General features: G+C 60.6%; 24 protein-coding genes and 1 tRNA gene. 12 read left to right on the forward strand and 13 right to left on the reverse strand.

The genetic code is table 11. From position 1 onward, the window contains the following. Positions 1 to 15: 15 nt before the first annotated feature. The 3 genes from QF039_RS30320 to QF039_RS30330 all read right to left on the reverse strand — a co-directional run bounded on the left by QF039_RS30320 (position 16) and on the right by QF039_RS30330 (position 1,948). Positions 16 to 579, reverse strand: a complete 564-nt coding sequence (locus tag QF039_RS30320) for a DUF4276 family protein (RefSeq protein ID WP_307522207.1) — start codon at positions 577 to 579, stop codon at positions 16 to 18. Then, entirely contained in the window at positions 573 to 1,826 is a 1,254-nt protein-coding gene (locus QF039_RS30325; RefSeq protein ID WP_307522209.1) for an AAA family ATPase, read from the reverse strand. Before QF039_RS30325 ends, QF039_RS30320 begins: the two co-directional genes overlap by 7 nt. 45 nt (positions 1,827 to 1,871) lie before the next feature. Beyond that, positions 1,872 to 1,948 (reverse strand) — tRNA-Arg (locus QF039_RS30330). Positions 1,949 to 2,343: 395 nt separating this feature from the next. Between QF039_RS30330 and gabD the strand changes: the two genes are divergently transcribed. The 3 genes from gabD (at position 2,344) to QF039_RS30345 (ending at position 6,591) form a co-directional block, all read left to right on the forward strand. Further along, positions 2,344 to 3,786 carry an NADP-dependent succinate-semialdehyde dehydrogenase gene (gabD, locus tag QF039_RS30335; RefSeq protein ID WP_003218155.1) on the forward strand — a complete coding sequence of 481 codons (1,443 nt, stop codon included), beginning with the start codon at positions 2,344 to 2,346 and terminating at the stop codon, positions 3,784 to 3,786. A 181-nt stretch (positions 3,787 to 3,967) separates the two neighbouring features. After that, complete coding sequence (gabT, locus tag QF039_RS30340; RefSeq protein WP_307522212.1) at positions 3,968 to 5,245, forward strand: 4-aminobutyrate--2-oxoglutarate transaminase; 1,278 nt, start codon at positions 3,968 to 3,970, stop codon at positions 5,243 to 5,245. 137 nt (positions 5,246 to 5,382) lie between these two features. Then, the gene (locus tag QF039_RS30345) at positions 5,383 to 6,591 is read left to right on the forward strand and encodes an HDOD domain-containing protein (RefSeq protein WP_177040710.1); all 1,209 of its coding nucleotides are present in this window, start codon (positions 5,383 to 5,385) and stop codon (positions 6,589 to 6,591) included. 120 nt (positions 6,592 to 6,711) lie between these two features. Here QF039_RS30345 and QF039_RS30350 read toward each other — a convergent pair whose 3' ends face one another. Both QF039_RS30350 and desA read right to left on the reverse strand, forming a co-directional pair. Further along, positions 6,712 to 7,710, reverse strand: coding sequence for a sensor domain-containing diguanylate cyclase (locus QF039_RS30350; protein WP_177020608.1), 999 nt, complete (start codon positions 7,708 to 7,710; stop codon positions 6,712 to 6,714). Between the two features lie 372 nt (positions 7,711 to 8,082). Beyond that, positions 8,083 to 9,267, reverse strand: a complete 1,185-nt coding sequence (gene desA / locus QF039_RS30355; protein ID WP_087693634.1) for a delta-9 fatty acid desaturase DesA — start codon at positions 9,265 to 9,267, stop codon at positions 8,083 to 8,085. Between the two features lie 166 nt (positions 9,268 to 9,433). Here desA and dibA point away from each other — a divergent pair, with 166 nt between their 5' ends. The 6 genes from dibA to QF039_RS30385 all read left to right on the forward strand — a co-directional run bounded on the left by dibA (position 9,434) and on the right by QF039_RS30385 (position 15,788). Further along, positions 9,434 to 11,344, forward strand: coding sequence for a phosphodiesterase DibA (dibA, locus tag QF039_RS30360; protein ID WP_307522216.1), 1,911 nt, complete (start codon positions 9,434 to 9,436; stop codon positions 11,342 to 11,344). 322 nt (positions 11,345 to 11,666) lie between these two features. Then, complete coding sequence (gene oscA, locus QF039_RS30365; RefSeq protein WP_003170956.1) at positions 11,667 to 11,849, forward strand: sulfur starvation response protein OscA; 183 nt, start codon at positions 11,667 to 11,669, stop codon at positions 11,847 to 11,849. 76 nt (positions 11,850 to 11,925) lie between these two features. After that, complete coding sequence (locus QF039_RS30370) at positions 11,926 to 12,936, forward strand: sulfate ABC transporter substrate-binding protein (protein ID WP_003218143.1); 1,011 nt, start codon at positions 11,926 to 11,928, stop codon at positions 12,934 to 12,936. Positions 12,937 to 13,099: 163 nt separating this feature from the next. Then, the gene (gene cysT, locus QF039_RS30375; protein WP_003218141.1) at positions 13,100 to 13,918 is read left to right on the forward strand and encodes a sulfate ABC transporter permease subunit CysT; all 819 of its coding nucleotides are present in this window, start codon (positions 13,100 to 13,102) and stop codon (positions 13,916 to 13,918) included. A gap of 13 nt (positions 13,919 to 13,931) precedes the next feature. Then, entirely contained in the window at positions 13,932 to 14,804 is an 873-nt protein-coding gene (gene cysW, locus QF039_RS30380; RefSeq protein WP_003218139.1) for a sulfate ABC transporter permease subunit CysW, read from the forward strand. 3 nt (positions 14,805 to 14,807) lie between these two features. Continuing rightward, positions 14,808 to 15,788, forward strand: coding sequence for a sulfate/molybdate ABC transporter ATP-binding protein (locus tag QF039_RS30385; RefSeq protein ID WP_003218138.1), 981 nt, complete (start codon positions 14,808 to 14,810; stop codon positions 15,786 to 15,788). A gap of 156 nt (positions 15,789 to 15,944) precedes the next feature. On the opposite strand, the gene QF039_RS30390 is transcribed toward QF039_RS30385, so the two are convergent. Further along, complete coding sequence (locus tag QF039_RS30390; protein WP_307522220.1) at positions 15,945 to 16,469, reverse strand: DUF962 domain-containing protein; 525 nt, start codon at positions 16,467 to 16,469, stop codon at positions 15,945 to 15,947. 83 nt (positions 16,470 to 16,552) lie between these two features. On the opposite strand from QF039_RS30390, the gene QF039_RS30395 reads away from it, so the two are divergent. Continuing rightward, positions 16,553 to 17,239, forward strand: a complete 687-nt coding sequence (locus QF039_RS30395) for a Crp/Fnr family transcriptional regulator (RefSeq protein ID WP_003218134.1) — start codon at positions 16,553 to 16,555, stop codon at positions 17,237 to 17,239. A 38-nt stretch (positions 17,240 to 17,277) separates the two neighbouring features. After that, a complete protein-coding gene (locus tag QF039_RS30400) occupies positions 17,278 to 17,643 on the forward strand; it encodes a response regulator (RefSeq protein ID WP_003218132.1) in 366 nt (121 codons plus the stop codon). Between the two features lie 145 nt (positions 17,644 to 17,788). On the opposite strand, the gene QF039_RS30405 is transcribed toward QF039_RS30400, so the two are convergent. Beyond that, positions 17,789 to 18,793, reverse strand: a complete 1,005-nt coding sequence (locus QF039_RS30405; protein WP_003218131.1) for an AraC family transcriptional regulator — start codon at positions 18,791 to 18,793, stop codon at positions 17,789 to 17,791. 101 nt (positions 18,794 to 18,894) lie between these two features. On the opposite strand from QF039_RS30405, the gene QF039_RS30410 reads away from it, so the two are divergent. After that, positions 18,895 to 19,974, forward strand: coding sequence for a fatty acid desaturase (locus QF039_RS30410; protein ID WP_307522224.1), 1,080 nt, complete (start codon positions 18,895 to 18,897; stop codon positions 19,972 to 19,974). Positions 19,975 to 20,012: 38 nt separating this feature from the next. Here the strand turns inward: QF039_RS30410 and QF039_RS30415 are convergent, their stop codons facing one another. The 6 genes from QF039_RS30415 to QF039_RS30440 all read right to left on the reverse strand — a co-directional run bounded on the left by QF039_RS30415 (position 20,013) and on the right by QF039_RS30440 (position 25,468). Continuing rightward, positions 20,013 to 20,324, reverse strand: a complete 312-nt coding sequence (locus tag QF039_RS30415; protein ID WP_307522226.1) for a putative quinol monooxygenase — start codon at positions 20,322 to 20,324, stop codon at positions 20,013 to 20,015. Positions 20,325 to 20,616: 292 nt separating this feature from the next. Then, positions 20,617 to 21,498, reverse strand: a complete 882-nt coding sequence (locus tag QF039_RS30420; protein ID WP_307522228.1) for a LysR family transcriptional regulator — start codon at positions 21,496 to 21,498, stop codon at positions 20,617 to 20,619. 12 nt (positions 21,499 to 21,510) lie between these two features. Further along, positions 21,511 to 22,683: an L-dopachrome tautomerase-related protein gene (locus QF039_RS30425; protein WP_003218125.1), complete on the reverse strand. Its 1,173-nt coding sequence runs from the start codon at positions 22,681 to 22,683 to the stop codon at positions 21,511 to 21,513. 130 nt (positions 22,684 to 22,813) lie between these two features. After that, positions 22,814 to 23,746 carry a LysR family transcriptional regulator gene (locus QF039_RS30430; protein WP_003218124.1) on the reverse strand — a complete coding sequence of 311 codons (933 nt, stop codon included), beginning with the start codon at positions 23,744 to 23,746 and terminating at the stop codon, positions 22,814 to 22,816. A 74-nt stretch (positions 23,747 to 23,820) separates the two neighbouring features. Beyond that, positions 23,821 to 25,020, reverse strand: coding sequence for a CynX/NimT family MFS transporter (locus tag QF039_RS30435; RefSeq protein ID WP_307522231.1), 1,200 nt, complete (start codon positions 25,018 to 25,020; stop codon positions 23,821 to 23,823). Then, positions 25,007 to 25,468, reverse strand: coding sequence for a nucleoside deaminase (locus QF039_RS30440; RefSeq protein WP_134325533.1), 462 nt, complete (start codon positions 25,466 to 25,468; stop codon positions 25,007 to 25,009). The genes QF039_RS30435 and QF039_RS30440 overlap by 14 nt, the downstream gene beginning before the upstream one ends. Positions 25,469 to 25,544 lie beyond the last annotated feature (76 nt).

A 25,544-nucleotide genomic window follows, 5' to 3' on the forward strand; every position in this document is an offset into this window, starting at 1 on the left:
ACGTGTGCACTGGTATCAGGGTGCCTGGAAGTATTCAACCAGCTCGCGAGCGCTTGGGCATGCTGGGTGTTCGGCTGCACGCGCCACACTGAATCCAAAATGCTTGATCATTTTTTTAGCAAAGGCTGGCTTGTTGCCAGGCCCCGAGGTGCCCAGTTCTCTGGCGATTTCTTTGAGACGATCATAAGGCTTGTCGGTCGTCATTTCTGGTTGGGGTTCGTTGTACCCTTGCTTCAGCCATTGACTCATTGCTTGAGTGTCTGCAAGGAACCATGCTTCAAGAGCCTTCACGGCTACAAAGACAGTTTCCAGTTTTCGGTTCTGTATACGGTTACGGACGACATCAACTGAGTCATCGTCCTCCAAGTCGGTAAGCACATAGATTTTTTCTGCGCCCCGTGTTTCAAGGACCTGAGTGAACGCCTCGATATTTTGGGGTAGAAGGTTACCTCCGCCTTTTGCGTCGATTACCGGTGTGACGAGTTCGTACCCCGCATCACTCAATAATTTTTTAAACTTCGAAGATTCAACTACGATCCGTTCGCAGTCGCCTTCTACAATAAAACCTACCCTCACCATGGTAGACCTCCGTCAAACAGATTGGTCAGCCAGGCGGTATCAAGAGGGATTTGCTTTTTATCGACTCTTGATTCGGCAGCACACTTGACGTTCGTCCGGCCTTCTAGCTTATTGACTAGCCAGAGCTCTTCAGGGTTAAGGTTGCGCACGACTGATTCACTGTGCGTAGTAATAAAGACCGGATGGTCTACGGTGGCGTTGTCACGCATGAGCGCAACCAACTCGCCAATCGCTTTTGGGTGGATGCCCCGTTCAGGCTCTTCGATAATAGTTAAACCGGCTTGCGAGGTCCGACTTAACACGGCAGTCATTATGCATAAAGCGTAAATAGTGCCATCCGAAATTAAGCGCGCGGGGAAATGCGTTCTTGTCCCTTCTTCCTTGAAGGTGATGACAGTGGTGCTATCCAATCGTTGTTTTTCAGTTGAGACATTTTCCATGCCGGGAACAATCAGCTCTATCCACTCCAGAACCTGAGTGCGGAAGTGCTTATCCTTCTCCAAGATAGACAGCATGGTTGCAACGTTTCTGCCATGGCTATCCAGCATTGTTGCATCTGCAGTCGAGTTGTCCGGCTCTTTGGCGGCAATTGGATCAATGCGGTAAACGCGAATATTGGTGAGAAACTTATACAGCGCAGAATTGCTTAATAACATAAGCGCGGTCATGTCTTGGGGGTATTCCAAGAAGGACTGGAGTGGCGAGTAATCCGTCAACGTTACTTTTGTTTCGCCATTCTGCTTGCGATCAATGTATTGAGTGCCGTTGATTTTCAGGTTTTCGACCACCTGAGGCGCTTTATCAATTTCAACTATTTTGAGGGCGTACTCAAAGTTTTCATGTTCAATCTGAATTTTTATCTCGAAAGAGATGGTTGTTCTTTTTTGTTTGGGATGTTTGAAACAGTGGATTTGTTGAAAGCCACCAAAGTCGCGAATCGCAGTAGAGGCGCCTCGTTTTACGATGGCGCCAAAGAAAGCGAGAGCATCGGTAATATTGCTTTTCCCTGCGCCGTTCGAGCCGGCCAGTGCAGTGAATGGCGATAAGCGTTCCAGTGTCAGGTTCGTGACACTTTTAAATCCATTGATCGTAATCGATTCGATGTTCATGGCAATTCCTTCGACCTTCACCGGCGGTCGTCGAGCGGCGCGCTTTTCATCGCCTGCGTATTGATCGTCAGAAAATACTAGCCCGCGCATGGTATAGGCGATCAGCCGGCGAGTCACAATTGCAATATTTCTATCCACAAAAAAGCCCCAGACCTTTCGACCTGGGGCTTTTTCATCTGTATCTGGTGCACCCGGCGGGATTCGAACCCACGACCCCTGCCTTCGGAGGGCAGTACTCTATCCAGCTGAGCTACGGATGCTTGTGCGGGCGACATCATACCCATGTCGACCTTGGGCGTCCATGCCGCTTTTCGCCCGGCCACCGGTAGGAATACGCGCCGCTGACGCCCTGTGCCGGGCATCTCGGCGCAATACGGTGGAACTCGCCCGAAACACGCTGATCAGAAAAATCGAGCAAATGCGCCGTTTTCGTTCTTTTTTTCGAACAGACTATTGCCCTGCACCCCCATTGATCCTAGGATTCGTTTGAGATTTCAAACGCTCCTGCCTGGGTGCTGAACCGCACATTTGTCCTTTCGTGCGCCATTTACGTGCTTGCGCCCAGTGAATGATTTCCCTGACGGCAGCCCTCAAGGCGCCTTTCAACAACTCTAATTCGCTCCGCGCGTGCGCGGTGCTGTTAAGGAAAGCCGACATGCAGCTCAAAGACACCCAGTTGTTCCGCCAGCAAGCCTTCATTGATGGCGCTTGGGTCGATGCGGACAACGGTCAAACGATCAAGGTCAACAACCCCGCTACCGGCGAAATCCTCGGTACCGTGCCAAAAATGGGCGCCGCCGAAACCCGTCGCGCCATTGAAGCAGCTGACAAGGCCCTGCCGGCCTGGCGTGCACTTACCGCCAAGGACCGCGCCAACAAGCTGCGCCGCTGGTTCGAGCTGATCATCGAGAACCAGGATGACCTGGCTCGCCTGATGACCCTGGAACAAGGCAAGCCGCTGGCCGAAGCCAAGGGCGAAATCGTTTACGCCGCTTCGTTCATCGAGTGGTTCGCCGAAGAAGCCAAGCGCGTCTACGGTGATGTGATTCCCGGCCACCAGCCGGACAAGCGCCTGATCGTGATCAAGCAACCAATCGGCGTTACCGCTGCCATCACGCCGTGGAACTTCCCGGCCGCGATGATCACCCGTAAAGCCGGCCCGGCCCTGGCTGCCGGTTGCACCATGGTGCTCAAGCCTGCGTCGCAAACCCCGTTCTCCGCGTTCGCCCTGGCTGAACTGGCCCAGCGTGCCGGGATTCCGAAAGGCGTGTTCAGCGTGGTCTCCGGCAGCGCCGGCGATATCGGCAGCGAGCTGACCAGCAACCCGATCGTGCGTAAGTTGTCCTTCACCGGCTCCACCGAAATCGGTCGCCAGCTGATGGCCGAATGCGCCAAGGACATCAAGAAGGTTTCCCTGGAACTGGGCGGTAACGCGCCGTTTATCGTGTTCGACGACGCAGACCTGGATAAGGCCGTCGAAGGCGCGATCATTTCCAAGTACCGCAACAACGGCCAGACCTGCGTCTGCGCCAACCGCCTGTACATCCAGGATTCGGTGTACGACGCGTTCGCCGAGAAACTGAAAGTGGCGGTGGCCAAGCTGAAGATCGGCAATGGTCTGGAAGAGGGCACCACCACCGGCCCGCTGATCGACGAGAAGGCCGTGGCCAAGGTTCAGGAGCACATCGCTGACGCCCTGAGCAAAGGCGCGACCCTGTTGGCTGGCGGCAAGGTGATGGAAGGCAACTTCTTCGAGCCGACCATCCTGGTCAACGTGCCGAAAGATGCTGCCGTGGCCAAGGAAGAAACCTTCGGCCCACTGGCGCCGCTGTTCCGCTTCAAAGACGAAGCCGAAGTGATCGCGATGTCCAACGACACCGAGTTCGGCCTGGCTTCCTACTTCTATGCCCGCGACCTGGGCCGTGTGTTCCGTGTGGCTGAAGCCCTGGAATACGGCATGGTCGGCGTCAACACCGGGTTGATCTCCAACGAAGTGGCGCCGTTCGGCGGCATCAAGGCTTCGGGCCTGGGCCGTGAAGGCTCCAAGTACGGGATCGAGGACTACCTGGAAATCAAATACCTCTGCCTGGGCATCTAAGCCCGGCAAGGCATTGTTGCAAACGCAAAGGGCACGAGAGCGCTGTCCCTTTGCGTGTTTCACCCGTTATTCGTAGTGGCCGGGAAAGCTGTGGCAGTCGATCATCGCATGCTGCCGTAGTTGCCTCCCCGCCACGTATTCCTTGGACCACGCCACCCGATGAGTGGCGAATGAGGACTTTATGAGCAAGACCAACGCATCCCTGATGAAACGCCGCGAAGCCGCTGTACCACGCGGTGTTGGCCAGATTCACCCGATCTTCGCCGAGTCGGCGAAGAACGCCACCGTGACCGACGTTGAAGGTCGCGAATTCATCGACTTCGCCGGCGGTATCGCCGTGCTGAACACCGGCCACGTGCACCCGAAAATCATCGCCGCCGTGACCGAACAGTTGAACAAGTTGACTCACACCTGCTTCCAGGTACTGGCCTACGAGCCGTACGTTGAGCTGTGCGAAAAAGTTAACGCCAAGGTGCCGGGTGATTTCGCCAAGAAAACCCTGCTGGTCACCACCGGTTCCGAAGCGGTAGAGAACGCCGTGAAGATCGCCCGTGCCGCCACTGGCCGTGCCGGCGTGATCGCGTTCACCGGCGCCTACCACGGTCGCACCATGATGACCCTGGGCCTCACCGGCAAAGTCGTGCCGTACTCGGCCGGCATGGGCCTGATGCCAGGCGGCGTGTTCCGCGCGCTGTTCCCGAACGAGCTGCACGGTGTGAGCGATGACGACTCTATCGCCAGCATCGAACGCATCTTCAAGAACGATGCCGAGCCGCGTGATATCGCTGCCATCATCATCGAGCCGGTGCAGGGCGAAGGCGGTTTCTACGTCGCGCCTAAATCCTTCATGAAGCGCCTGCGCGAACTGTGCGACAAGCACGGCATCCTGCTGATCGCCGACGAAGTGCAAACCGGTGCCGGCCGTACCGGTACTTTCTTCGCCATGGAACAGATGGGCGTTGCCGCCGACCTGACCACCTTCGCCAAATCCATCGCAGGCGGCTTCCCGCTGGCCGGTGTATGCGGCAAGGCTGAATACATGGACGCCATTGCACCAGGTGGCCTGGGCGGCACTTACGCTGGCAGCCCGATCGCTTGCGCCGCGGCCCTGGCCGTGATGGAAGTGTTCGAAGAAGAGCACCTGCTGGACCGCTGCAAGGCTGTCGGCGAGCGCCTGGTGACCGGTCTGAAAGCTATCCAGGCCAAGTACCCGGTGATCGGCGAAGTGCGTGCCCTGGGCGCGATGATTGCGGTCGAGCTGTTCGAAAATGGCGACAGCCACAAGCCGAACGCCGCTGCTGTCGCTTCCGTGGTTTCCAAGGCGCGTGACAAGGGCTTGATCCTGCTGTCCTGCGGCACCTACGGCAACGTATTGCGCGTGCTGGTTCCGCTGACTTCGCCGGACGAGCAGTTGGACAAAGGCCTGGCGATCATCGAAGAGTGCTTCTCCGAGCTGTGATCAAAAGTTGACCTGATCGACAAAAAACCCGCTTAGGCGGGTTTTTTTGTGCCCGATGAACGGTATTCAGCCGTTGTTCATTGTACGCAGGCGGCTCCTTTGTCTAAGGTGCTGGTATTGCCGATGGAGCGTGCTGGATGACTGCTGTTGATTTACCGGCTGTACCCCGTGTGTTGATTGCCGAGACCGACCCTTGGTCCCGAGATCTGCTCAAGCAAGTGTTGCTGAATGTGCGCTGTGACGCACGGCTGGATGTGTGTGCCGATGGCCAGAGGGCCACCGAGTTGCTGCGTGACAAACCCTATGACCTGATCATTGCCGATTGGGAGCTGCCCGGCGTCGATGGCCTGAGCCTGCTGCGCAGCGTGCGCCTGCAACGGCGTACGCCGCTGTTGCCGTTTATCCTGCTGAGTACCCGCAACGACAGCGCCAGTGTGCGCGAAGCCTTGCCCCTGGCACCGACCGCGTACCTGACCAAACCCCTGAACATGGAAAGCCTGACCCAGCGCCTGCAGGACTTGCTGCTGAACGAAGGTGAGACGGTGTATTGCGAAGTCCCGGCCCTGGCGCCGGGCATGACCTTGCCGGTGTTTCTGGAGCGCCGCCGGGAAGCCTCAGACGGCGCGCCGCTGCGGGTCGACGTGCAGGCTGCGGTGCAACATAGCCTGGAGCCGGAGGGCCTGGATCTCAAGCGCCTGGAAGAGCAGGTGCGCATGGACCCGCAGATTACTGCCGTGTTGATCGCCGCCGCCAACAGCGCCGGCCATCACGGTTCGCCGGTGCAGACCCTGGGCATGGCCCTGCACAAGCTGGCGGCCGGGCAGAGCATGAACCTGATCCTGGGACTGGCCCTCAAGCACAACGTGGTACTGAGCGACCCGAGCCTTGTGGATTACGCCGAGCGTCATTGGCAGCTGTCCCAGCGCACCGCTGACTACGCCCGCAGCCTGGCGCGCATGCTCGACCTGGATCACGAGCGCTGCTACAGCGCCGGGATCCTCCATCGCCTTGGCGACCTGGCCTTGCTGCGGTGCCTGCAAGACTGGCTGCTGGGCGGTGGCGAACTGGATGACGAAGCGATTGGCGAGTCCCTCTACACCTTCGGCGCGGCCTATGGTTCGGCACTGCGCACACGCTGGCGCCTGCCGCTGGAGTTGCGCCAGTTGATCGCGGCGATTTATTCGCTGGAGGGCGGGGTGTATTCCCGCGAAGCGCTGGTGATGAACCTGGCGGCGCAACTGGCGCGGCTGACCGAGCATGAAGGCGTCGAGGCATTGGCGAAAGGCAAGACGGCACGCTTGCTCAAGGTGGGTTTGCCGGAGTTGACGCGTATGCGCAAAACCTAGCAGGCGATGCGGGCCAGTGTGAGAGCTGGCTTGCCTGCGATAGCATCATCCCGGCACAACTGACACACCGAGGTGCCTGCATCGCGGGCAAGCCCGGCTCCCACAGGTCATCGTGTAGCGTCAGCCGGGGAGCACGCGGTTTTTGCCCTGGCGCTTGGCCTCGTACATGGCCGCGTCAGCGCGGGCAAACAGGCTGTCCACATTGGCGTCCTCGGCGGTCAGGCTGGCCAGGCCCTGGCTGACGGTGACCGCGAAGCTCTCACCGTCGTGGCTGAAACTCAGCTGCGCAATCTCGTGCCCCAGGCGTTCGGCCACCTGCATTGCCATCTCCGGGGCACAACCGGGCAGTATGGCGGCGAATTCTTCGCCGCCAATGCGCCCGAACAGGTCGCCACGGCGCAGAACTCCCCGACCGCTCTCGGCGATACGCTGCAACACCTGATCGCCTTCCAGGTGGCCGTAGGTGTCGTTCACCACCTTGAAGTCATCGATGTCCAGCAACAGGAACGCCAGGGGCGTGCCTTGCAGGCAGGCGCGTTCAAACTCGTGGTGGGCGCACTCGAAGAAATGCCGGCGGTTGCTGCTGCGGGTCAGCACATCGGTGGTGGCCAGGCGGTGCAGCTCGAGTTCCAGCTGCTTCTTTTCGGTGATGTCTTCGGCTATGCCTACCACGATCACCGGCTGGCCGGGCTCGGCCTGCTGGTTGATGTAACACTTGTCGCTGAGCCAGCGGATCTGCCCGTCGGCGGTGATGATGCGGTACTCGCGGTCTTCCACGGCGCCGCTGTGCAGCACCTGGGCCAGGCTGTGCTCGGCGTAGTCGAGGTCTTCGGGGTGGATGCTGTTGCGCCATTCCCGATAGTCGGTCAACAACATGCCCGCCGTACGTCCGAAAACCCGCTCATAGGCCGGGCTGACGTACAGCACGCGGCGAGTGTCCCACTCGATTGCCCAGAGCACGGCATTCACACTGACCAACAGCGAACTCAGCAGTTGCTCGCGTTCACTCAGCCGTTCCACTTCGCCCTGAGCATGCATCAGGGCCAGTAACGTAGCGGCGGCTGCCGGTCGTGGCTGTTCGAGGACGGGGGTGTCGGTGAAGGTCTGTTCGGGGACCATCGGCACAACTCTCTCTGGGCAGGCCGCGGGGTTGGGCAGCGGTCACAACAAGGGCCGCCGGGATGGCGAAGTGTTGATTGAGAGGGGGAATTTGCTGCGAAGTTCCGTTATCAGCGCCGATTAGAGGCGACCAAGAAATGGCGCCAGAAACATGTAGGAGCGAGTTTGTTGGGGGGAGGGGCTTGCTGTGGGGAAGGAGTTGCGGTGGGGAGGGGCTGCTATGGGGAAGGAGCTTGTTGTGGCGAGGGAGCTTGCTCCCGCTGGGCTGCGTAGCGGCCCCAAAATCTTGGGAGCGCTGCGCACTCCAGCGGGAGCAAGCTCCCTCGCCACAGAAGCTCCCTTGCCACAAAAAATCGGCTCGCTACAGCCGTATCAGGCCGCGGCAGGCCGCAGCGAATAGGTCTTCAGCTGATGGGCAAAGTCCCGCAGGGATTGAATCCCGCTCGCCTCGGCCTCGTGCACCCATTCCTTGATCGCCGCCAGCATGTCGTGGCCGTTGGTGCTGGTTTTCAGCCAGATCTGTTGCAGCGCCAGGCGCTTCTCGTAGATCACTTTCAGGGCCTGGCTGTGTTCCAGCATGCTCTGGATGCGCACGTGGTGGCGGTCATCCAGCAGGCTGGTCTCCCGCGACAACAGGCGCTTGGCGCGATGGAATTGGTGGCGCACCGAGTGATCGACCTTTTCCAGTTCCTGCTTGACCAGCGGGCCAATCACCAACTTGCGGTACTGGGCCATGATCTGGAAGCGGTTGTTGAGGATCGCCATCGCGGTGTCCATGTCCAGGCTGCCCTTGCCTTCGACCCGGTGGGCGATCGGCGCGACCCGTTGCACCTTGGCCAGGCGCAGGAAGCTGAACACTTTGATCCAGGCCCAGCCCAGGTCGAACTCCCACTTCTTCACCGACAGCTTGGCGGAGTTGGGGTAGGTGTGGTGGTTGTTATGCAGTTCTTCGCCACCCACGATGATGCCCCAGGGAATCAGGTTGGTCGCCGCATCGCGGCATTCGAAGTTGCGGTAGCCGATGGCATGACCCAAGCCGTTGATTACGCCGGCAGCCCAGAACGGGATCCACATCATCTGGATGGCCCAGATGGTGATGCCGATGGTGCCGAACAGCAGCAGGTCGATCACGCCCATGATCGCCACGCCCAGCAGCGGGTACGGGGTGTAGAGCTTGCGCTCGATCCAGTCTTCCGGGCAGTTCTTGCCGTAGATGCGCAGGGTCTCGGGGTTCTCGGCTTCGGCGCGATACAGCTCGGCGCCTTTGCGCAGCACGGTGGACAGGCCCTTGATCACCGGGCTGTGGGGATCGTCGACGGTTTCGCACTTGGCGTGGTGTTTGCGGTGGATAGCGGTCCACTCGCGGGTGTTCTGCGCCGTGGTGAGCCACAGCCAGAAGCGGAAGAAGTGTTTCAGGCCAGCATTGAGCTCCAGGGAGCGGTGGGCTGAATAGCGGTGCAGATAGACCGTGACCCCGACAATGGTCACGTGGGTCATCAACAGAGTGACTGCCACCAGTTGCCAGGCCGACAAGTCAAGAAAACCGTTGTACCACATAGGCTGTATGGCCCTCAGATAAAGAAAAAACCAGCTTGCGCATTATCACTAAGCCTACAGATAAAACCAGCCGCCCTTTCAGATAGGAGTGACTGGATGTTTCTTATTCTATAATCCGTAACCTTTGTAGGGCGAATCTGGTTTTTTAGTAAGGATTACTGAACATATGCTGTTTTCATACCGAGGTGCCCTGCGTGCCGGGCTGATGTACCTGCTGGTTTCGATTGTGTGGATTCAGCTCAGCCATCAGGTATTGATCAACTTTATCGATGAACCCGTGGAGCTGGGCCACTGGCTTCAGATACGCGGTTACCTGTGGGTCAGCCTCAGTGCCCTGGCGATCTACCTGCTTTGCGCGCACTTTGCCCGGGCGAACCTGATCCAGCAGCCACTGAAGGAAAACCGCGAGCGCCTGCGCCAGGCCGCCGCCGTGTTCGATTGCACCCGCGAAGGGGTGCTGGTCACCGATGCCCTGGGGCTGATTGTTCACGTCAACCGGGCCTTTATCGAAATCACCGGCTACCAGTGCGAAGACGTGCTGGGGCACCAGCCGAGCCTGTTCAAGTCCGGGCGCCACTCGGCCAGTTTCTACCAGGCGATGTTCGAGACGCTGGAACGTGACGGTGAATGGAGCGGTGAAATCTGGAACCGCCGTAAAAGCGGCGAAATCTATCCACAGTGGCAGACCATCCGGGTGATCCGTGATGAGCAGGGCCATATCAGCCACTACGTCGCGGTGTTCTCCGATATCAGCGCCATCAAGCACTCCGAGAGCGAGTTGGCGCACCTGGCCCATCACGACCCGCTGACCGACCTGCCCAACCGCCTGCTGTTCACCGATCGTGCCGAACAGGCCCTGGCCTCCGCGCAGATCCATAAACGTGGCTGCGCCTTGCTGCTGCTCGACCTCGACCATTTCAAGATCATCAACGACAGCCTCGGCCATAACGTCGGCGACCAGTTGCTCAAGGCCGTCGGCGAGCGCCTGCAAGGCCTGTTCGGCCCCGGCGTGACCCTGGCGCGCCTGGGCGGTGACGAGTTCGCGGTGCTGGCGGAAAGTTGTCCACAGGTGGGCCAGGCCGCCGCCCTGGCGCAACGTATTCTCGACGCGATGAAAGAACCGGTCATCTTCGACGGCCATCAACTGTTTATCAGCGTGAGCATCGGCATCAGCCTGTTCCCCAGCGACGCGCTGAGCGCCGAGCAACTGCTGCGCAACGCCGACTCCGCGTTGTTCAAGGCCAAGAGCGCCGGCCGCGAAGGCTACGCCTTGTACACCGAAGAGCTTACCGCCCACGCCCAGCACCGCGTGGAAATGGCCGGTGAACTGCGCCGCGCCCTGGATCAGCAGGAGCTGCGGGTTTACTACCAGCCAGTGCACGACCTGCAAGACAGCCGAATGATCGGCGTCGAAGCCCTGGTGCGCTGGCAGCACCCGGAGCGCGGGCTGGTGCCGCCGGGGGAATTCATCCCGATTGCCGAGCGCACCGGGCTGATTGTCGACATCGACGCCTGGGTCATGGACCAGGCCTGCCGCCAGATGTGCCAATGGCTGGCAGACGGCGCACCGCTGACGTTTCTCGCGGTGAATGTGTCCAGCCGCCTGTTTGCCCGGCGTGAGCTGTATGAGCAAGTGGCCAAGGTGCTGCACGACACGGGGCTGGATCCGGCGCTTTTAGAGCTGGAAGTCACCGAAAGCGCGGTGATGGAAGACCCGGAAGTCGCCCTTGAGCAAATGCATCGCCTGCGTGAGCTCGGCTTGCGCCTGGCCATCGACGACTTTGGCACCGGTTATTCATCGCTGCTGCGGCTCAAGCGCTTGCCGGTGCAGAAGCTCAAGATCGACCAGGGTTTTGTCGCCGGGTTGCCATGGGATGAGGACGATGCGGCGATCGTGCGGGTAGTGATCGCGTTGGCGCAGAGCATGGGCATGCAGGTGCATGCCGAGGGCATCGAGCAGGTTGAGCAGGCTCGGTTTCTATTGGAACAGCGCTGTGACCTTGGCCAGGGGTACTGGTTTGGTCGGCCGATGCCGGCCAGTGAGCTGGATTGGGCGAGGGCGCCGACAATTCGTTAACCACTGCCTGTCCTGATTTGAAACAGGGCCAAAATGTGGGAGCGGGCTTGCTCGCGAAGGCGGTGGGTCAGTCAGCAAATCTGTCACTGACCCACCGCCTTCGCGAGCAAGCCCGCTCCCACATTTGGATCTCCACACGGCTTTATTTCACGGGTCGTCCCGCAAAACCCCTCGCAACCCCTCGTCCCACCAGAAAATTCTTTCTGGTTATATAAACATTCTTAAATAGTATTTTTAAGAATATCCGCGCTTATCTACTATCGCCCTCACGCCGCAAGCAGTGCCGCCACTGCGAGGCACTTCTCATTTCAGGAGCACGACCATGAGCGCATCTCTACGTAGCGTTGACGGCCAGGACGAAGCAGCCATTTTGCGCGAGATCCAGAGCGCCCTGCGCGATCTGCGGTTTGGCGCGGTGGAAATCACTGTGCACAACGCCCAGGTAGTACAAATCGAACGCAAAGAGAAATTCCGTTTGCAGAACCCGGGCAACAAACCGAGCTGAGCAACACCGGCGATTCGATTGCAAGACCCGCAACTATAAGAAAAAAGCCAACACCCAAGAATTTCAGGAGCCTTCTATGTCGTCGATTCGCCGTTATGCCCTGGCAGCACTGGCCAGTGCCGTGTTTGCCGGTTCCGCTGTTGCCAAGGATTACGAACTGCTCAACGTGTCTTACGACCCCACCCGCGAGCTCTACCAGGACTACAACGCTGAATTCACCAGCTTCTGGAAGCAGTCGCACCCGGGTGACAACGTCAAGATCCAGCAATCCCACGGTGGTTCGGGCAAGCAGGGCCGCGCGGTAATCGACGGCCTGCGCGCCGACGTCGTGACCCTGGCCCTGGCCGGCGACATCGACGAAATCGCAAAACTGGGCAAGACCCTGCCGGAAAACTGGCAAACCCGCCTGCCGGACGCCAGCACCCCGTACACCTCGACCATCGTGTTCCTGGTGCGCAAGGGCAACCCTAAAGGCATCAAAGATTGGGGCGACCTGATCAAGAAAGACGTGTCGGTGATCACCCCGAACCCGAAAACCTCCGGCGGCGCCCGCTGGAACTTCCTAGCCGCCTGGGCCTACGGCCTGAAAGCCGGTGGCAGCGAAGCCAAGGCCCAGGAATACGTGAAAGAGCTGTTCAAGCACGTGCCGATCCTCGACACCGGCGCGCGCGGTTCGACCATCACCTTCGTCAACAACGGTCAGGGTGACGTGTTGCTGGCCTGGGAAAACGAAGCCTTCCTGGCCCTGAAGGAAGACGGCGGCGCCGACAAGTTCGACATCGTTGTACCTTCGCTGTCGATCCTCGCCGAGCCGCCAGTGGCCGTGGTCGACAAGAACGCCGAGAAAAAGGGCAATACCGAGATCGCCACCGAGTACCTCAAGCACCTGTACAGCCCGGCTGGCCAGGAGATTGCGGCGAAGAACTTCTACCGCCCACGCGATGAGAAAGTCGCCGCCAAATACGCCCAGCAGTTCCCGAAACTGGACCTGGTGACTATCGACAAAGACTTCGGCGGCTGGAAAACTGCCCAACCGAAATTCTTCAATGACGGTGGCGTGTTCGACCAGATCTACTCGGCGCAGTAAGCAAAATCAAACTGTAGGAGCCAGCTTTCTGTGGGAGCCGGGCTTGCCCGCGATAGCATCACCTCGGTGTAACTGATACACCGAGGTGCCGGCATCGCAGGCAAGCCAGCTCCCACAGAAGCTCGCTCCTACAGTGGTATCTACCCGCTAACCAAGGACTCTTATGTCGCGTCGTATCTCCCCCGTCATACCCGGCTTCGGGCTGACGCTGGGCTACACCGTGGTGTACCTCAGCCTGATCGTACTCATCCCCCTTGCGGCGATGTTTGTACATGCCGCTCAACTCACCTGGGATCAGTTCTGGAACATCATCTCCGCACCGCGTGTGCTGGCGGCGTTGAAACTGAGCTTCGGCACTGCGTTGTATGCCGCGATCATCAACGGCGTGATCGGTACCCTGCTGGCATGGGTACTGGTGCGCTACACCTTCCCCGGGCGCAAGATCATCGATGCGATGATCGACTTGCCGTTCGCCCTGCCCACCGCCGTCGCCGGTATTGCACTCACCGCGCTGTACACGCCCACTGGCCTGGTAGGCCAGTTCGCCGCCGACCTGGGCTTCAAGATCGCCTACACCCCCCTGGGCATCACCCTCGCGCTGACCTTCGTCACGCTGCCATTCGTGGTGCGTACCGTGCAGCCGGTGTTGGCCGATATCCCCCGGGAAATCGAAGAAGCCGCCGCCTGTCTCGGCGCCAAGCCCCTGCAAGTGTTCCGCTACATCCTGGTACCGGCGCTGCTGCCTGCCTGGTTGACCGGCTTCGCCTTGGCGTTTGCACGAGGTGTCGGTGAGTACGGTTCGGTGATCTTCATCGCCGGCAACATGCCGATGAAAACCGAGATCCTGCCGCTGCTGATCATGGTCAAGCTCGATCAATACGACTACCACGGCGCCACGTCCATCGGTGTGCTGATGCTGGTGGTTTCCTTTGTCCTGCTGCTGCTGATCAACTTGCTGCAGCGGCGCATCGAACACCCATAAGGAGGCGCGGAACATGTCCCAATCGTCTATTTCCGCCGCGTCCTCGGCCAACGCTGCCCGTCGTGGCAGTGCGGTGTCCCGACGCATCCTGATCAGCCTTGGCTGGCTGGTGTTCTTCCTGTTTTTGTTGCTGCCGCTGTTTATCGTGGTGTCCCAGGGCCTGAAGAATGGCCTGGGTGCGTTCTTCACCGCGATCCTTGAGCCGGACGCGCTGTCGGCATTGAAACTCACGGTGATCGCCGTGGTGATTTCGGTACCGCTCAACGTGGTGTTCGGCGTCAGCGCCGCCTGGTGCGTGAGCAAGTACTCGTTCCGTGGCAAAAGTATCCTGGTGACCCTGATCGACCTGCCGTTCTCGGTATCGCCGGTGATCGCCGGCCTGGTCTACGTGTTGATGTTCGGCGCCCAGGGCTTCTTTGGCCCGTGGCTGCAAGACCATGACATCCAGATCGTGTTCGCCTTGCCGGGCATCGTGCTGGCGACCATCTTCGTCACCGTGCCGTTCGTGGCCCGTGAGCTGATCCCGCTGATGCAGGAGCAGGGCACCCAGGAAGAAGAGGCCGCGCGCCTGCTGGGCGCCAACGGCTGGCAGATGTTCTGGCATGTCACCGTGCCGAACATCAAGTGGGGCCTGATCTACGGCGTGGTGCTGTGTACCGCGCGGGCCATGGGTGAGTTCGGTGCGGTGTCGGTGGTGTCCGGCCACATTCGCGGCGTGACCAACACCTTGCCGCTGCACGTCGAGATCCTCTACAACGAATACAACCACGTCGCCGCGTTTGCCGTCGCGAGCCTGTTGCTGATCCTGGCGCTCTTCATCCTGCTGCTCAAGCAGTGGAGCGAGAACCGTATCAACCGCCTGCGCAAAAGTGCTGGTGAGGAATAAGTCATGTCGATCGAAGTCCGTAATGTCAGCAAGAATTTCAACGCCTTCAAGGCCCTGAACAGCATCAATCTGGACATCCAGAGTGGCGAGCTGGTGGCGTTGCTGGGCCCGTCCGGCTGCGGCAAGACCACCCTGCTGCGGATCATCGCCGGTCTCGAAACCCCGGATGCCGGCAACATCGTGTTCCATGGTGAAGACGTCTCCGGCCACGACGTGCGTGATCGCAACGTCGGCTTTGTGTTCCAGCACTACGCGCTGTTCCGCCACATGACCGTGTTCGACAACGTCGCGTTCGGCCTGCGCATGAAACCGAAAAACCAGCGCCCCACCGAAAGCCAGATCGCCGTGAAAGTCCACGAGCTGCTGAACATGGTGCAGCTCGATTGGCTGTCGGATCGCTACCCGGAACAACTCTCCGGCGGCCAGCGCCAGCGTATCGCCCTGGCCCGCGCGCTGGCGGTAGAGCCGAAAGTGCTGCTGCTGGATGAACCCTTCGGCGCCCTGGATGCCAAGGTCCGTAAAGAACTGCGCCGCTGGCTGGCGCGCCTGCACGAAGACATCAACCTGACCTCGGTGTTCGTGACCCACGACCAGGAAGAAGCCATGGAAGTGGCGGACCGCATCGTGGTGATGAACAAGGGCGTGATCGAGCAGATTGGCTCACCGGGCGAAGTCTACGAAAACCCGGCCAGTGATTTTGTTTATCACTTCCTCGGCGACTCCAACCGCCTGCATTTGGGTGAAGACAAGCACGTGCTGTTCCGCCCGCATGAAGTGTCGCTGTCGCGCCATGAACTGGAAGACCACCACGCGGCTGAAGTGCGTGATATTCGCCCGCTTGGCGCGACCACCCGGGTGACCCTGAAGGTCGAAGGCCAGAGCGAGTTGATCGAGGCTGAAGTGGTGAAAGACCACGACAGCCTGACGGGTTTGGCGCGGGGCGAGACGTTGTTCTTCAAGCCCAAGGTCTGGCAAAAAGCTTAAGACGTTGATCGTTCCCACGCTCCGCGTGGGAACGCCTCTTGTGACGCTCTGCGTCACGCTTCAGGACGCGGAGCGTCCCGGGCTGCATTCCCACGCAGAGCGTGGGAACGATCAAGCGCCGCAAGCCCGCTCCCACATTTGGATCTCCAGTGTTGCTCAGGCCGTGGCGTTCTTGTGCCGCACGGCCACGGGCCCCGAGCGCTCTTCAATCTGCCGCTTCAGGTCATGCCGCAGCCCCACCAGGAACGCCAACTCCGCCACCACAAACAACGGCCCCACGATCAACCCGGACACGTCATCGACAAACGCCGGCTTGCGCCCCTCGTAGTAATGCCCCACAAACTGGATCGCCCAGCCCACCACGAACATGCCGATGCCGCTGCTCAGCCACACCAGCGTGCTTTGTGCCGCCAGCACATGCCCGGCCCACACCGACAGGCCCATCAGCACCGTCATCAGCACGCCGAGCGCCAGTTCCAGGTGCAGGTAGAACCATGCCGAAAGCAGCGCCACTACCACCGCGGGCGACAGCCACAGCCCGGCCACCGTCCATTCGGGGCGTGACAGCAGCACGGCCACGGCCACCACGATCAGCGGGATGCCGATAAAGTGGCTGGCGATATTGCGCGGGTCGCGGTGGTAGGCGGCGTATTGACTGAGATGGTCGACGAGGCTTTTCATTGTTGTTCCTCCTGTAGGATGTTTGATCATGCCCTGTAGGCCCACGACACACTGTCAACTGGCCGACAATCTTCGGAGTTCGCATGGATGTAGAAAAATGGCACCCACGGCTGGCCACCGGTCACTGGTACAGCCATCTGCCTGCTGATCTACAGAATAGCTTGCTGGCCAGCGCCCGGTTGCGGCAGCTGACGGCGGGGCAATACCTGTTCAAGCGCGGCGATCCGCCGTGTGGGTTGTACGCGGTGCTGGAGGGCTCCCTGCGTATCAGCGCGGTGAACGAGCAGGGCAAGGAGGCAGTGTTGAGCCTGGCGGAGTTGCCATACTGGTTCGGCGAAATCTCATTGTTCGACGGGTTGCCCCGCACCCACGACGCTTGCGCGGTCGGGCCTTGTACGCTGTTGCAGGTACCGCAGCCGGCGTTGCTGCACATTCTTGAACAGACTCCGCGTTACTGGCGCGACATGGCCCTGTTGATGAGCCAGAAACTGCGCCTGACCTTTATCAATATCGAGCAATTGAGCCTGATGCCGGCGTCGGTGCGGGTGGCGCACCGCCTGCTGATGATCGCCGAGGGCTACGGCGACATCGAGCAGGCCCGGCAGGTGCTGCAACTGCCCCAGGAAGACTTGGCCGCGATGCTGAGCCTGTCGCGCCAGACCACCAATGCGTTGCTCAAGGACCTCCAAGGCCAGGGCATCGTGCGCCTGGGCTATGGCGAGATCGAAATCCTCGACCCGCAACGTTTGCGCGAGGCGGCGCATGCCTGAGGGTGGTAGCCTGCGTTCACGATTATTCGAGGTGTGTTATGCGCGTCCTGCTAGTGGAACACGAGTCAGAGGCGGCCGAGGCGATGGGCCGCAGTCTTGAAGAGGCCAGCTACACGGTGGAGGTGGCGGCCAATGGCATGGCGGCCCTGCGCTTTGTGGAAAGCACCGAATACGACCTGGTGATCCTGGATGTGATGCTGCCGGGGCTGAATGCCTGGAAGCTGCAGCAGGCGATCCGGTTGAAGGGTGAGACGCCGATGTTGTTTTTGACCACGCCGGACGGGATTGAAGATCGGCTGCGTGGGCTGGAATTGCATGAGGATGATTATTTGCTCAAGCCGTTTGAGGCCCGGGCCTTGGTGGCGCGGGTGAAGAAGGTGTTGCGGCGGGATCGGGGGCGCTGACTGCCACTGGCTTTTGGGGTGTTTGATTGACCGCTTTCGCGAGCAAGCCCGCTCCCACATTTGACCGCATTCCAAAGGATGTACTCGGTCAAATGTGGGAGCGGGCTTGCTCGCGAAGAGGCCCTCACAGCCACCGCAACTCCAGCTACCTCAACCCATCCCGAAACTGCCCCGGCGTCATCCCGGTCCAGCGCTTGAACGCCCGGTTGAAGCTGCTGGTATCGGCAAACCCCAGCAAATGACTGATCTCCGCCAGCGAACACTCGGGATCCCGCAGATGCAGCAGCGCGAGGTTCTCCCGGCATTCGTTCAGCAGCGCATCAAACCGGCAGCCCTCATCCGCCAGATGCCGCTGCAAGCTGCGCAAGCTCAAATGCAACGCCTGAGCGATGCGCTCGGCACTCGGCTCACCGTCAGGCAACTGCGCCTCAATGGCCGAACGCACCTTGCGTTCCCAGGTCAGCGGCCGCAGTTGCGCCAGGGTGCGCTTGAGCACGGTTTCATTGTGCTCGGCCAACTCGGGGTTGGCATCGTCCAGGTGGCTGTCAAAGTCCCGGGCCGCAAATTCCAGACGGTCTTCCTCGGCGGCAAAAAACACCGGCGCGCGAAATACCGTGTGCCACGGCTTGGGATCAGCCGGCTCGGGCCGCCGCAGGTACACCGCCAGCGGCGCGTACTCCCGGCCCAGGCGATTGCGGCAGGTGCGCACGTAAATCGCGGCGAACGCATCAATCGCCTCAAACGCGGGAGCGGGTGTACCGGCGGGCTGTTGCAGGCGAAAGCGGTAACGTTCGCCCTCCCGGCTAAGCTCCAGGCTCAGGGCGTCGCTGACCACCTGGTGATAGCGCACGATCCGCTCGAACACTTCCCGCAGGCTGCCGCTGGCCACCAGCGCATAACCCAGCGCGTGAAAGGTGGTGGGGCTGACAAACCGCGACACCCGCAAGCCAATCGCCGGGTCGCCGCTGGCCTGTACCGCCAGTTCCCACAGGCGCGTGGTGGCCGATAGCGGGTAGCGCGCGTTCGGATCTTCCATCAACTGCGGGTCGAGCCCGGCCTGGGCGCACAGCGCGGCGCTGTCGAGGCCCAGGGCGTCGAGCTGCTTGCGCAGGGCGCGGGTCCAGCTGGCGAGAGAGGTCGGTTCGGTCATGTTGATTGGCGCTTGCGGTCAACAGGTTGGCGTGTGGGGCTAGCGTCCCGCCAGATCGCATAGGGCAGGATGTACGCATCAATAAGACAGAGGATGGAAGCATGGACGGTACTTCTGCAAGCCCCCGGCAGATGAACGCACAACAGCGTTCAGCGCATATTCGTGAAGTGGTGCTGGCCGAGGGGCTGTTATTGCGCCAGCGCCACCCCTGGCTGCTGCATCAGGATGCGTTGGGCGCGGGCATCCTGGCCTTTGCCCTGGTGGGCATGCTGGGTTCGGCGGCGCTGTATATCACCGGGCACATGGCGTGGTGGGTGTGCCTGCTGCTCAACGCATTCCTCGCGTCATTGACCCACGAACTGGAACACGACCTGATCCACAGCATGTACTTTCGCAAGCAGCGCCTGCCCCACAACCTGATGATGGGCCTGGTGTGGCTGGCGCGGCCCAGCACCATCAACCCTTGGGTACGACGCCATATCCACCTCAATCACCACAAGGTTTCCGGCAGCGAAACCGACATCGAAGAGCGCGCGATCACCAACGGTGAACCGTGGGGCCTGGCACGTTTGCTGATGGTCGGCGACAACATCATGTCGGCACTGATCCGGGTGCTGCGGGCACCGTCCTGGAAGCACAAGCTGGGCATTCTCAAGCGCACGGCGCTGGTCTACGCACCGCTGGCGCTGCTGCATTGGGGCGCGTGGTATGTGTTCCTCGGCTTTCATGCCGCCAATGGCATCGCCAGCCTGCTGGGCGCGCCGATCGACTGGTCGGCCAACACGCTGGCGGTGATGCACATCATCGACATAGCCGCCGTAGTGATCATCGGCCCCAACGTGCTGCGTACCTTCTGCCTGCACTTTGTCAGCTCCAACATGCACTACTACGGCGACATCGAGCCGGGCAACGTGATCCAGCAAACCCAGGTGCTCAACCCGTGGTGGCTGTGGCCGTTGCAAGCGTTCTGCTTCAACTTCGGCAGCACCCACGGGATTCATCATTTTGTGGTCAAGGAGCCGTTCTACATCCGCCAGATGACGGTAAAGGCGGCGCACAAGGTGATGGCTGAGATGGGCGTGCGCTTCAACGATTTCGGCACATTTGCCCGGGCCAATCGGTTTGCGCGCCAGGAGGGACGGCTGAGCGAACTCAACCCGGTGGAAAGGACAGCGAGCTGAGCAAGCGTCCCGGTCACCCTGGGGTGACCGGGTGCGATTTACTGAATGGCCTGGTAGAAGTTCACCTGTGCTTCATCCAGGTACGCGAGGATTTTCGCCGGCAGGCGCTCGGTGGGTTTCGCCGGGCCGAAGGCTTTGTAGAGCGTTTCGAAATGCGCGTGCAGGTCCGCGACGCTTTCCCACTGTTCGTTGAGAAAGAACCGGTTGGGGTTCTCTTCCTCCTTATGCCATTGATAGACCACGGCCTTGTCGTGCTGGTGGGTGAGCTTTTGTGAAACGGCCGCTACATCACGATAGAACTCGGCCTGTTTGCCTTCTTTGATGGTGCCGCTGAAAACCAGGTAGAGCATGTTGGAGTCCTCGGTTTGGGGAGATTGCAGAACATCTGCATCGCCAAACTAGCCTCAGTGGGCAGGCCCTTGTAGCCAGCACGCCGCGAATTCAGAATTCGTAAAAGGCCTCGGAATCGAACGGCCGTCTTTGCCCGGTCAGGCCCATGCGTTGCAACACCAGCGCTACCACCGCAGCGGTAACCCGATGGTAAGACAAGTCTGTCACCCCTAGTCGAACGACGCGTGGGCCGCTCGCGAGATTTGTTTTGCCTTCAGTTTGGTGAGTCACCGTCATGATTTTTTCCCTATGCTAAAAATCGCCCTGGAACTCGGCGATCATGAACTCGACGAAAGCCCGAGCCTTGGATGAGATCAACCGCGCGCTGGGGTAGATCGCCCAGATATCCCGGGTTTGCTCCAGGACACAGGACGGCATGATTTCCACCAATGCGCCGCTTTCCAGTGAGGGCCTGGCGTTCCACTGTGAAACAGAGACGATGCCGAGCCCACCCTCCGCGGCAAGCCGTGCGCTTTCGCCGCAATTGACTCTGAGCGAACCACTGATTGCCGTGACTTTGTGTGACTGGGCACCCACGAAACGCCAATGGTCCTCGTCGCCCAGCAGGATGCAGGAATGATTGGCCAGCTCCGCAGGTGAAGTCGGTTCGCCATGCGCCTGGAGGTAGGCGGGTGCCGCACACAGGATGCGTCGGTCGCAGCCGAGCTTGCGCGCCACCAGGGATGAGTCCTTCAGGGCGGCGATGCGGATTGCCACGTCAATCCCGATCTCGGTCAGGTCCTGCATTTGATCGGACAGTATCAGGTCGATCTTCAGCTTCGGGTTGGCGTGCAGGAACCGGGTAATGGCCGGCATCAGGCACATCCGCGCGAAGGACCCGGGGGCGGATACTCTTAACACCCGTTTGGCCACGTCCTTGCCTTTCACCGCGACCAGACAGGCCTCGTCCACGGCTGCCAGCACCCGGATTGCATGGGGCAGAAACAGCGCACCGTCTTCGGTCAGGCTGACCTGGCGAGTGGTGCGATGCAGCAGGCGCATGCCCAGGTATTCTTCAAGCTTCGCCAGTTTGTGGCTGGCCACCGAGGGCGCGAGTCCCAGCTCCCTGCCGGCTGCGGTGATATTGCCCAGCTCTGTTGATCGCATGAACAGGTTCAACGCATCAATATTCATGCTTCGGCGCCGCTAGTGTGTGGGCGCCGGCGCGGCATCGATCTTCACGCGCAGCAGGCTGTAGGGTTTCTGGCGCAAGTCTTTGCCTGCGTGAAAGATGCTTTGGCGGTGCAGCTGATTGGCGATGAAGTACAGGTAGCCATCAGGACCGATTGACAGTGTGTCGGGCCAAAGCACACGCGGATCATGGACGATGGTCTGCCATTGCCCGTTCGCCAGCCGTTTGCGCACGCTGTTGTTTTCGTAGTCGCCGGCATACACGGCCCCCGAGGCGTCGGCTTCAAGCCCGTCCGAGGCGCCTTTTTCCCCGAGGTCTTTGACCGCCATTTCGAGCCGTGCTTCGCTGACTGTCTCGTCACGCAGCAGTGCCGTGGGGATGGCGTACAGGTGCCGACTCGACAGCGGGCAGAAATACAAGGTCTGCCCATCAGCCGACAGGGCGATGCCGTCCGAAGCCACGGCAAAAGGCTGGGTGCCGCCTTTGGCATCCCGCACTTTCAGGACCTGGCCTTCGACCGTGGGTACGAAGTTCGGGTCGACCGAGGTCGAGGGTGCACCACTGAGCCGGCGTATGGCCGTGCCACTGGCGATGTCCATGACGATGATCGCGCCCGGGCCGGTAAGTGAAGAGTCGGTGATATAGATCACGCCTTGGTCACCCACGCGAAAATCAAAGCGCATGTCGTTGACGTAGGTGCCGGGCAGCATGACGTTTTTCGGGAATACGAGGGTCTTGACCACCTTGTTGGTGGCGAGCTCAACTGCGACGAGCTTGGCACCACCTGGCTGTGGAGGCGAGAAGCCAGGCGCCGCGGTGTCCAGTATCCAGAGGCGTCCGCGCCCGTCGGCCACCACGCTTTGTACGCTGATAAACCCTTTGGCCGGGTCTTTGGGGTTGGCCTGATTTATCGCCTGGTCAGGGTAGGGTACGACTTTGCCGTCGCGCAATTCTGCGACGGTAAACGGCACCTCGTCGCCCCAGCGAGGAAAGTTGACAAAGATGCGTCCGGTCTCGGTAACGCTCACGCCGGTGGGCATGGCATCGTGGAAGGCGTGCACCTGCTCGATGGCGCCAACGCTCTGATCGGCGGGCAGGTTCGCCGGCATGGAAGCCTGGGCGGCGGTGCCGGTGAGGGCCGCTGCCAAGGCAAGGGCAGTCCAACTGATTGGGTATTTCAAGTACATGGCAGGGCTCCAGGTTTTTCTGTTCTGGAGCCAATGGTGTCGGTTCCCGGCAGGCGAAAAAACCCGCTGATTGCCGATAACAGTTTCATTGAAATCAAGAGAATGGGCTGTCGCGCGCAAGCCTGGTTTTTTAATTGCGGGCGAGCAAGCTTGCTTCAGCAGAGGGGGTATCCACGGTGATCAGGGTTTCGATCATCGCCTTCGCCGCCGGCGACAAGCGAAACCCGGTACGGCTGATGATCCCGCAGCGGTTGTTCAAACTGTCGAGGCTGTGAGGCACGTTGCGCCAGTGCAACACCGTCAGTGCGCCACGGGCAAAGTCTTCGGCAAACGCATCCTCGGCACCCAGGCCAATCGCGTTGGACTGGTGCACGATGGCTGCCAGCGCCGCAAACTGCTCCAGTTCGATAGCGGGAGAAAAGTCGACACGCCCGCTCAGGTTGGCCAGTAGCTTGCGTACCCCGGGAGCGATCAGCGGTGTGGCCAGCGGGTAGTCAAACAAGTCGTTGGTCGAGAGGCTGTCCTTGGCCAGTAACGGGTGCCCGGCGCGGCAGAAAAATACATTGCGCCGGGGTGTCAGGGCCTGGGTCTGGAAATTCGGATCGGCCTCGAAGTGGCGCACATCGGCGATGAAGAATTCGATCTCTTCGCGACTCAAACTGCGTCCGAGTTTTTCCCAGTTATCCACATGCAAACCGCTGCGTACTCGTGGATGAGCGCCGACAAACCGTGCGATCGCTCCAGGCACCAGGTTCACCGCCGCCACGGCATCGCAGCCAAAGCGCAATTCGCCGGCGTCGAGCTTGGTCATGCGGGTGACTTCGTGGCTCAGCCGCGCCGCGCCCTGAACGAGCGACAAGGCATGTTGCAACACCACCTGGCCCTCGGGAGTGGGGCGCAGGTCTTTGTGGGCGCGGTCCACCAGCACACAGCCAAACTCCTGTTCCAGGCTTTGGATGCTGCGGCTGAACGCCGGCTGGGTAATGCCCATGGCGTCGGCGGCGCGCACAAAACTGCGGTACTCATTCAGAGCAATGAAGTAGCGCAGTTGGCGAAGGTCCATGGAGTTTTCCGGCGTCCTGAAGGAAACCGCGATTCTAATCGCCTCGCTTATTCCGCAAAAGAATGTTCATTGTTTTATCTAGATTCAAATTGCATATCCATAGAGCCTGTGCGGTAGGTGCCCGGGCTGAACACCCGGGTGAGTATCAGCATCGCCACCACCGTCAGCGTCAACACCATCCAGGCGCTTACGAAACTGCCAGTCAATTCCCGCAGCCAGCCGGTCAGCCACGGTGATACGGCGTTGATCAAAAAGCCCACGCCCTGGACGAACGCCGCCAGTTGGCCGGCCTCCCGAGGGTCGCGGCGGTGATCCAGGGTCAACAACAGGCTCAGGGCGAAACATGCTCCCAGGCCGAAACCGATCAACGCCACCCACACGTGGGGGAATTCCAGCGGCGCCGTCAGCAGGCCGATATAGCCCACGGTCTGGGCCAGCAGGCTGATGCTCAGTAACGGTCGACGATCAATGCCACGTTGCGCCAGGGCCGGCATCAGCAGCGCGGCGATTACCTGGAAGATCGTCATGAACGCCAGCAGCGAACCACTGGGCAGTACGCCCCAACCCAACTGCTGATAGTAGGCCGGCAGCCACGCGACCATGCTCATGTAGCCGCAATTCACCAGGCCGAAATACAGCGCCAGCAACCACGCCCGACGGTTGCGCAGGCCCTGGAACGGCGCCGTCACCTGCGGGTTTTTCGCCGCACCCAATGGCAGCCACGCCCACAACAATAGTGCGCCCAGGGCCGGTAGCAGCCAGATCCCGAGCCCCGCCTGCCACTGCTGGAAATGCCCCGCCACCAACGGGCTGAGCAGGGCGGCCAAGCCACCGCCGCCCATCAGCGAAGCCGAGTAAACCCCCATCGCCAACGGCACGCGCTGGTGAAACTGGCGCTTGATCATCGCCGGCACCAGCGCCTGGATCAGCGCCACACCCGCACCGCCGAACAATGCCGTGGCCAGCAGCGCCGGCGCCTGGCCAAACAGCCAGCGCGCGAGGCACGCCAGCAGAATCATCATCAAGCCCAGGGCGATTCCGCGACGCTCCCCCAGCCTTGCCTCCAGGCGCACACCTACCAACGCCACCAGGCCCATGCAAATCACCGGCAGGCTGGTGAGCAGGGCGCTGCTCTGGAAACTCAGGCCGGTGGCCAGACGGATTTCCCCCAGCAACGGGCTGATGGAACTGAGGATCGGTCGCAGGTTCAGGCCCAGTACTACCAACAAACCCCAACCGGCGAGCTTGCCGGCGAACGAATTATTCAGCGTCATGCAGGGCCTGCCACTCGCGGTAGAGGGCTTGCATCGCTGCCTGCGGCAGGTGCTGCACGGGCAATTTTTGCTCCGCCAGCGGCAGCGCCAGTTGCTGGTAGATCGCTGCTGTGGACAAACCAAAGGGCGCCGCCACGTCGTTGCTGGCAGCGAACACCACGCGGGATATGCCGCACAGGTGCATCGCACTCAGGCACATCGGGCAGGGCTGGCCGCTGGCGTAGATCACACAACCGTCGAGGCGCGGGCCGAGTTGTTGGCTGGCGGCGCGGATGGCGAGCATCTCGGCGTGGGCGGTGGGGTCCTGGCTCAAGTGGATTTCGTTGACCGCCTCCACCAGCACCTCGCCGTCGCGCACCAGCACGGCACCAAACGGGCGGCCACCGGCGGCTACGTTGGCCTTGGCCAGTTGCACGGCGTGATGCAGATGCTGTTGATCGTCAGTCATGGAAAACCCCTCGTGCGCAATGAGGCGTGAAGTATGGGCAGCCGCAGGGGTATTCTGAAATTAAATATAACCATGC

Source organism: Pseudomonas sp. W2I6 (genome assembly GCF_030815935.1).
Classification (GTDB): Bacteria; Pseudomonadota; Gammaproteobacteria; order Pseudomonadales; family Pseudomonadaceae; genus Aquipseudomonas.

Excerpts from the sequence above, each read along its gene's own strand:
- QF039_RS30440 (WP_134325533.1), bottom strand. The coding sequence starts at position 25,468 with ATGACTGACGATCAACAGCATCTGCATCACGCCGTGCAACTGGCCAAG.
- oscA (WP_003170956.1), top strand. The coding sequence starts at position 11,667 with ATGAGCGCATCTCTACGTAGCGTTGACGGCCAGGACGAAGCAGCCATT.
- QF039_RS30345 (WP_177040710.1), top strand. The coding sequence starts at position 5,383 with ATGACTGCTGTTGATTTACCGGCTGTACCCCGTGTGTTGATTGCCGAG.
- QF039_RS30410 (WP_307522224.1), top strand. The coding sequence starts at position 18,895 with ATGGACGGTACTTCTGCAAGCCCCCGGCAGATGAACGCACAACAGCGT.
- QF039_RS30385 (WP_003218138.1), top strand. The coding sequence starts at position 14,808 with ATGTCGATCGAAGTCCGTAATGTCAGCAAGAATTTCAACGCCTTCAAG.
- QF039_RS30430 (WP_003218124.1), bottom strand. The coding sequence starts at position 23,746 with ATGGACCTTCGCCAACTGCGCTACTTCATTGCTCTGAATGAGTACCGC.
- cysW (WP_003218139.1), top strand. The coding sequence starts at position 13,932 with ATGTCCCAATCGTCTATTTCCGCCGCGTCCTCGGCCAACGCTGCCCGT.
- gabD (WP_003218155.1), top strand. The coding sequence starts at position 2,344 with ATGCAGCTCAAAGACACCCAGTTGTTCCGCCAGCAAGCCTTCATTGAT.
- dibA (WP_307522216.1), top strand. The coding sequence starts at position 9,434 with ATGCTGTTTTCATACCGAGGTGCCCTGCGTGCCGGGCTGATGTACCTG.
- QF039_RS30395 (WP_003218134.1), top strand. The coding sequence starts at position 16,553 with ATGGATGTAGAAAAATGGCACCCACGGCTGGCCACCGGTCACTGGTAC.
- QF039_RS30400 (WP_003218132.1), top strand. The coding sequence starts at position 17,278 with ATGCGCGTCCTGCTAGTGGAACACGAGTCAGAGGCGGCCGAGGCGATG.
- QF039_RS30405 (WP_003218131.1), bottom strand. The coding sequence starts at position 18,793 with ATGACCGAACCGACCTCTCTCGCCAGCTGGACCCGCGCCCTGCGCAAG.
- cysT (WP_003218141.1), top strand. The coding sequence starts at position 13,100 with ATGTCGCGTCGTATCTCCCCCGTCATACCCGGCTTCGGGCTGACGCTG.
- QF039_RS30425 (WP_003218125.1), bottom strand. The coding sequence starts at position 22,683 with ATGTACTTGAAATACCCAATCAGTTGGACTGCCCTTGCCTTGGCAGCG.
- QF039_RS30320 (WP_307522207.1), bottom strand. The coding sequence starts at position 579 with ATGGTGAGGGTAGGTTTTATTGTAGAAGGCGACTGCGAACGGATCGTA.
- QF039_RS30370 (WP_003218143.1), top strand. The coding sequence starts at position 11,926 with ATGTCGTCGATTCGCCGTTATGCCCTGGCAGCACTGGCCAGTGCCGTG.
- QF039_RS30390 (WP_307522220.1), bottom strand. The coding sequence starts at position 16,469 with ATGAAAAGCCTCGTCGACCATCTCAGTCAATACGCCGCCTACCACCGC.
- QF039_RS30420 (WP_307522228.1), bottom strand. The coding sequence starts at position 21,498 with ATGAATATTGATGCGTTGAACCTGTTCATGCGATCAACAGAGCTGGGC.
- QF039_RS30415 (WP_307522226.1), bottom strand. The coding sequence starts at position 20,324 with ATGCTCTACCTGGTTTTCAGCGGCACCATCAAAGAAGGCAAACAGGCC.
- QF039_RS30435 (WP_307522231.1), bottom strand. The coding sequence starts at position 25,020 with ATGACGCTGAATAATTCGTTCGCCGGCAAGCTCGCCGGTTGGGGTTTG.
- gabT (WP_307522212.1), top strand. The coding sequence starts at position 3,968 with ATGAGCAAGACCAACGCATCCCTGATGAAACGCCGCGAAGCCGCTGTA.
- desA (WP_087693634.1), bottom strand. The coding sequence starts at position 9,267 with ATGTGGTACAACGGTTTTCTTGACTTGTCGGCCTGGCAACTGGTGGCA.
- QF039_RS30350 (WP_177020608.1), bottom strand. The coding sequence starts at position 7,710 with ATGGTCCCCGAACAGACCTTCACCGACACCCCCGTCCTCGAACAGCCA.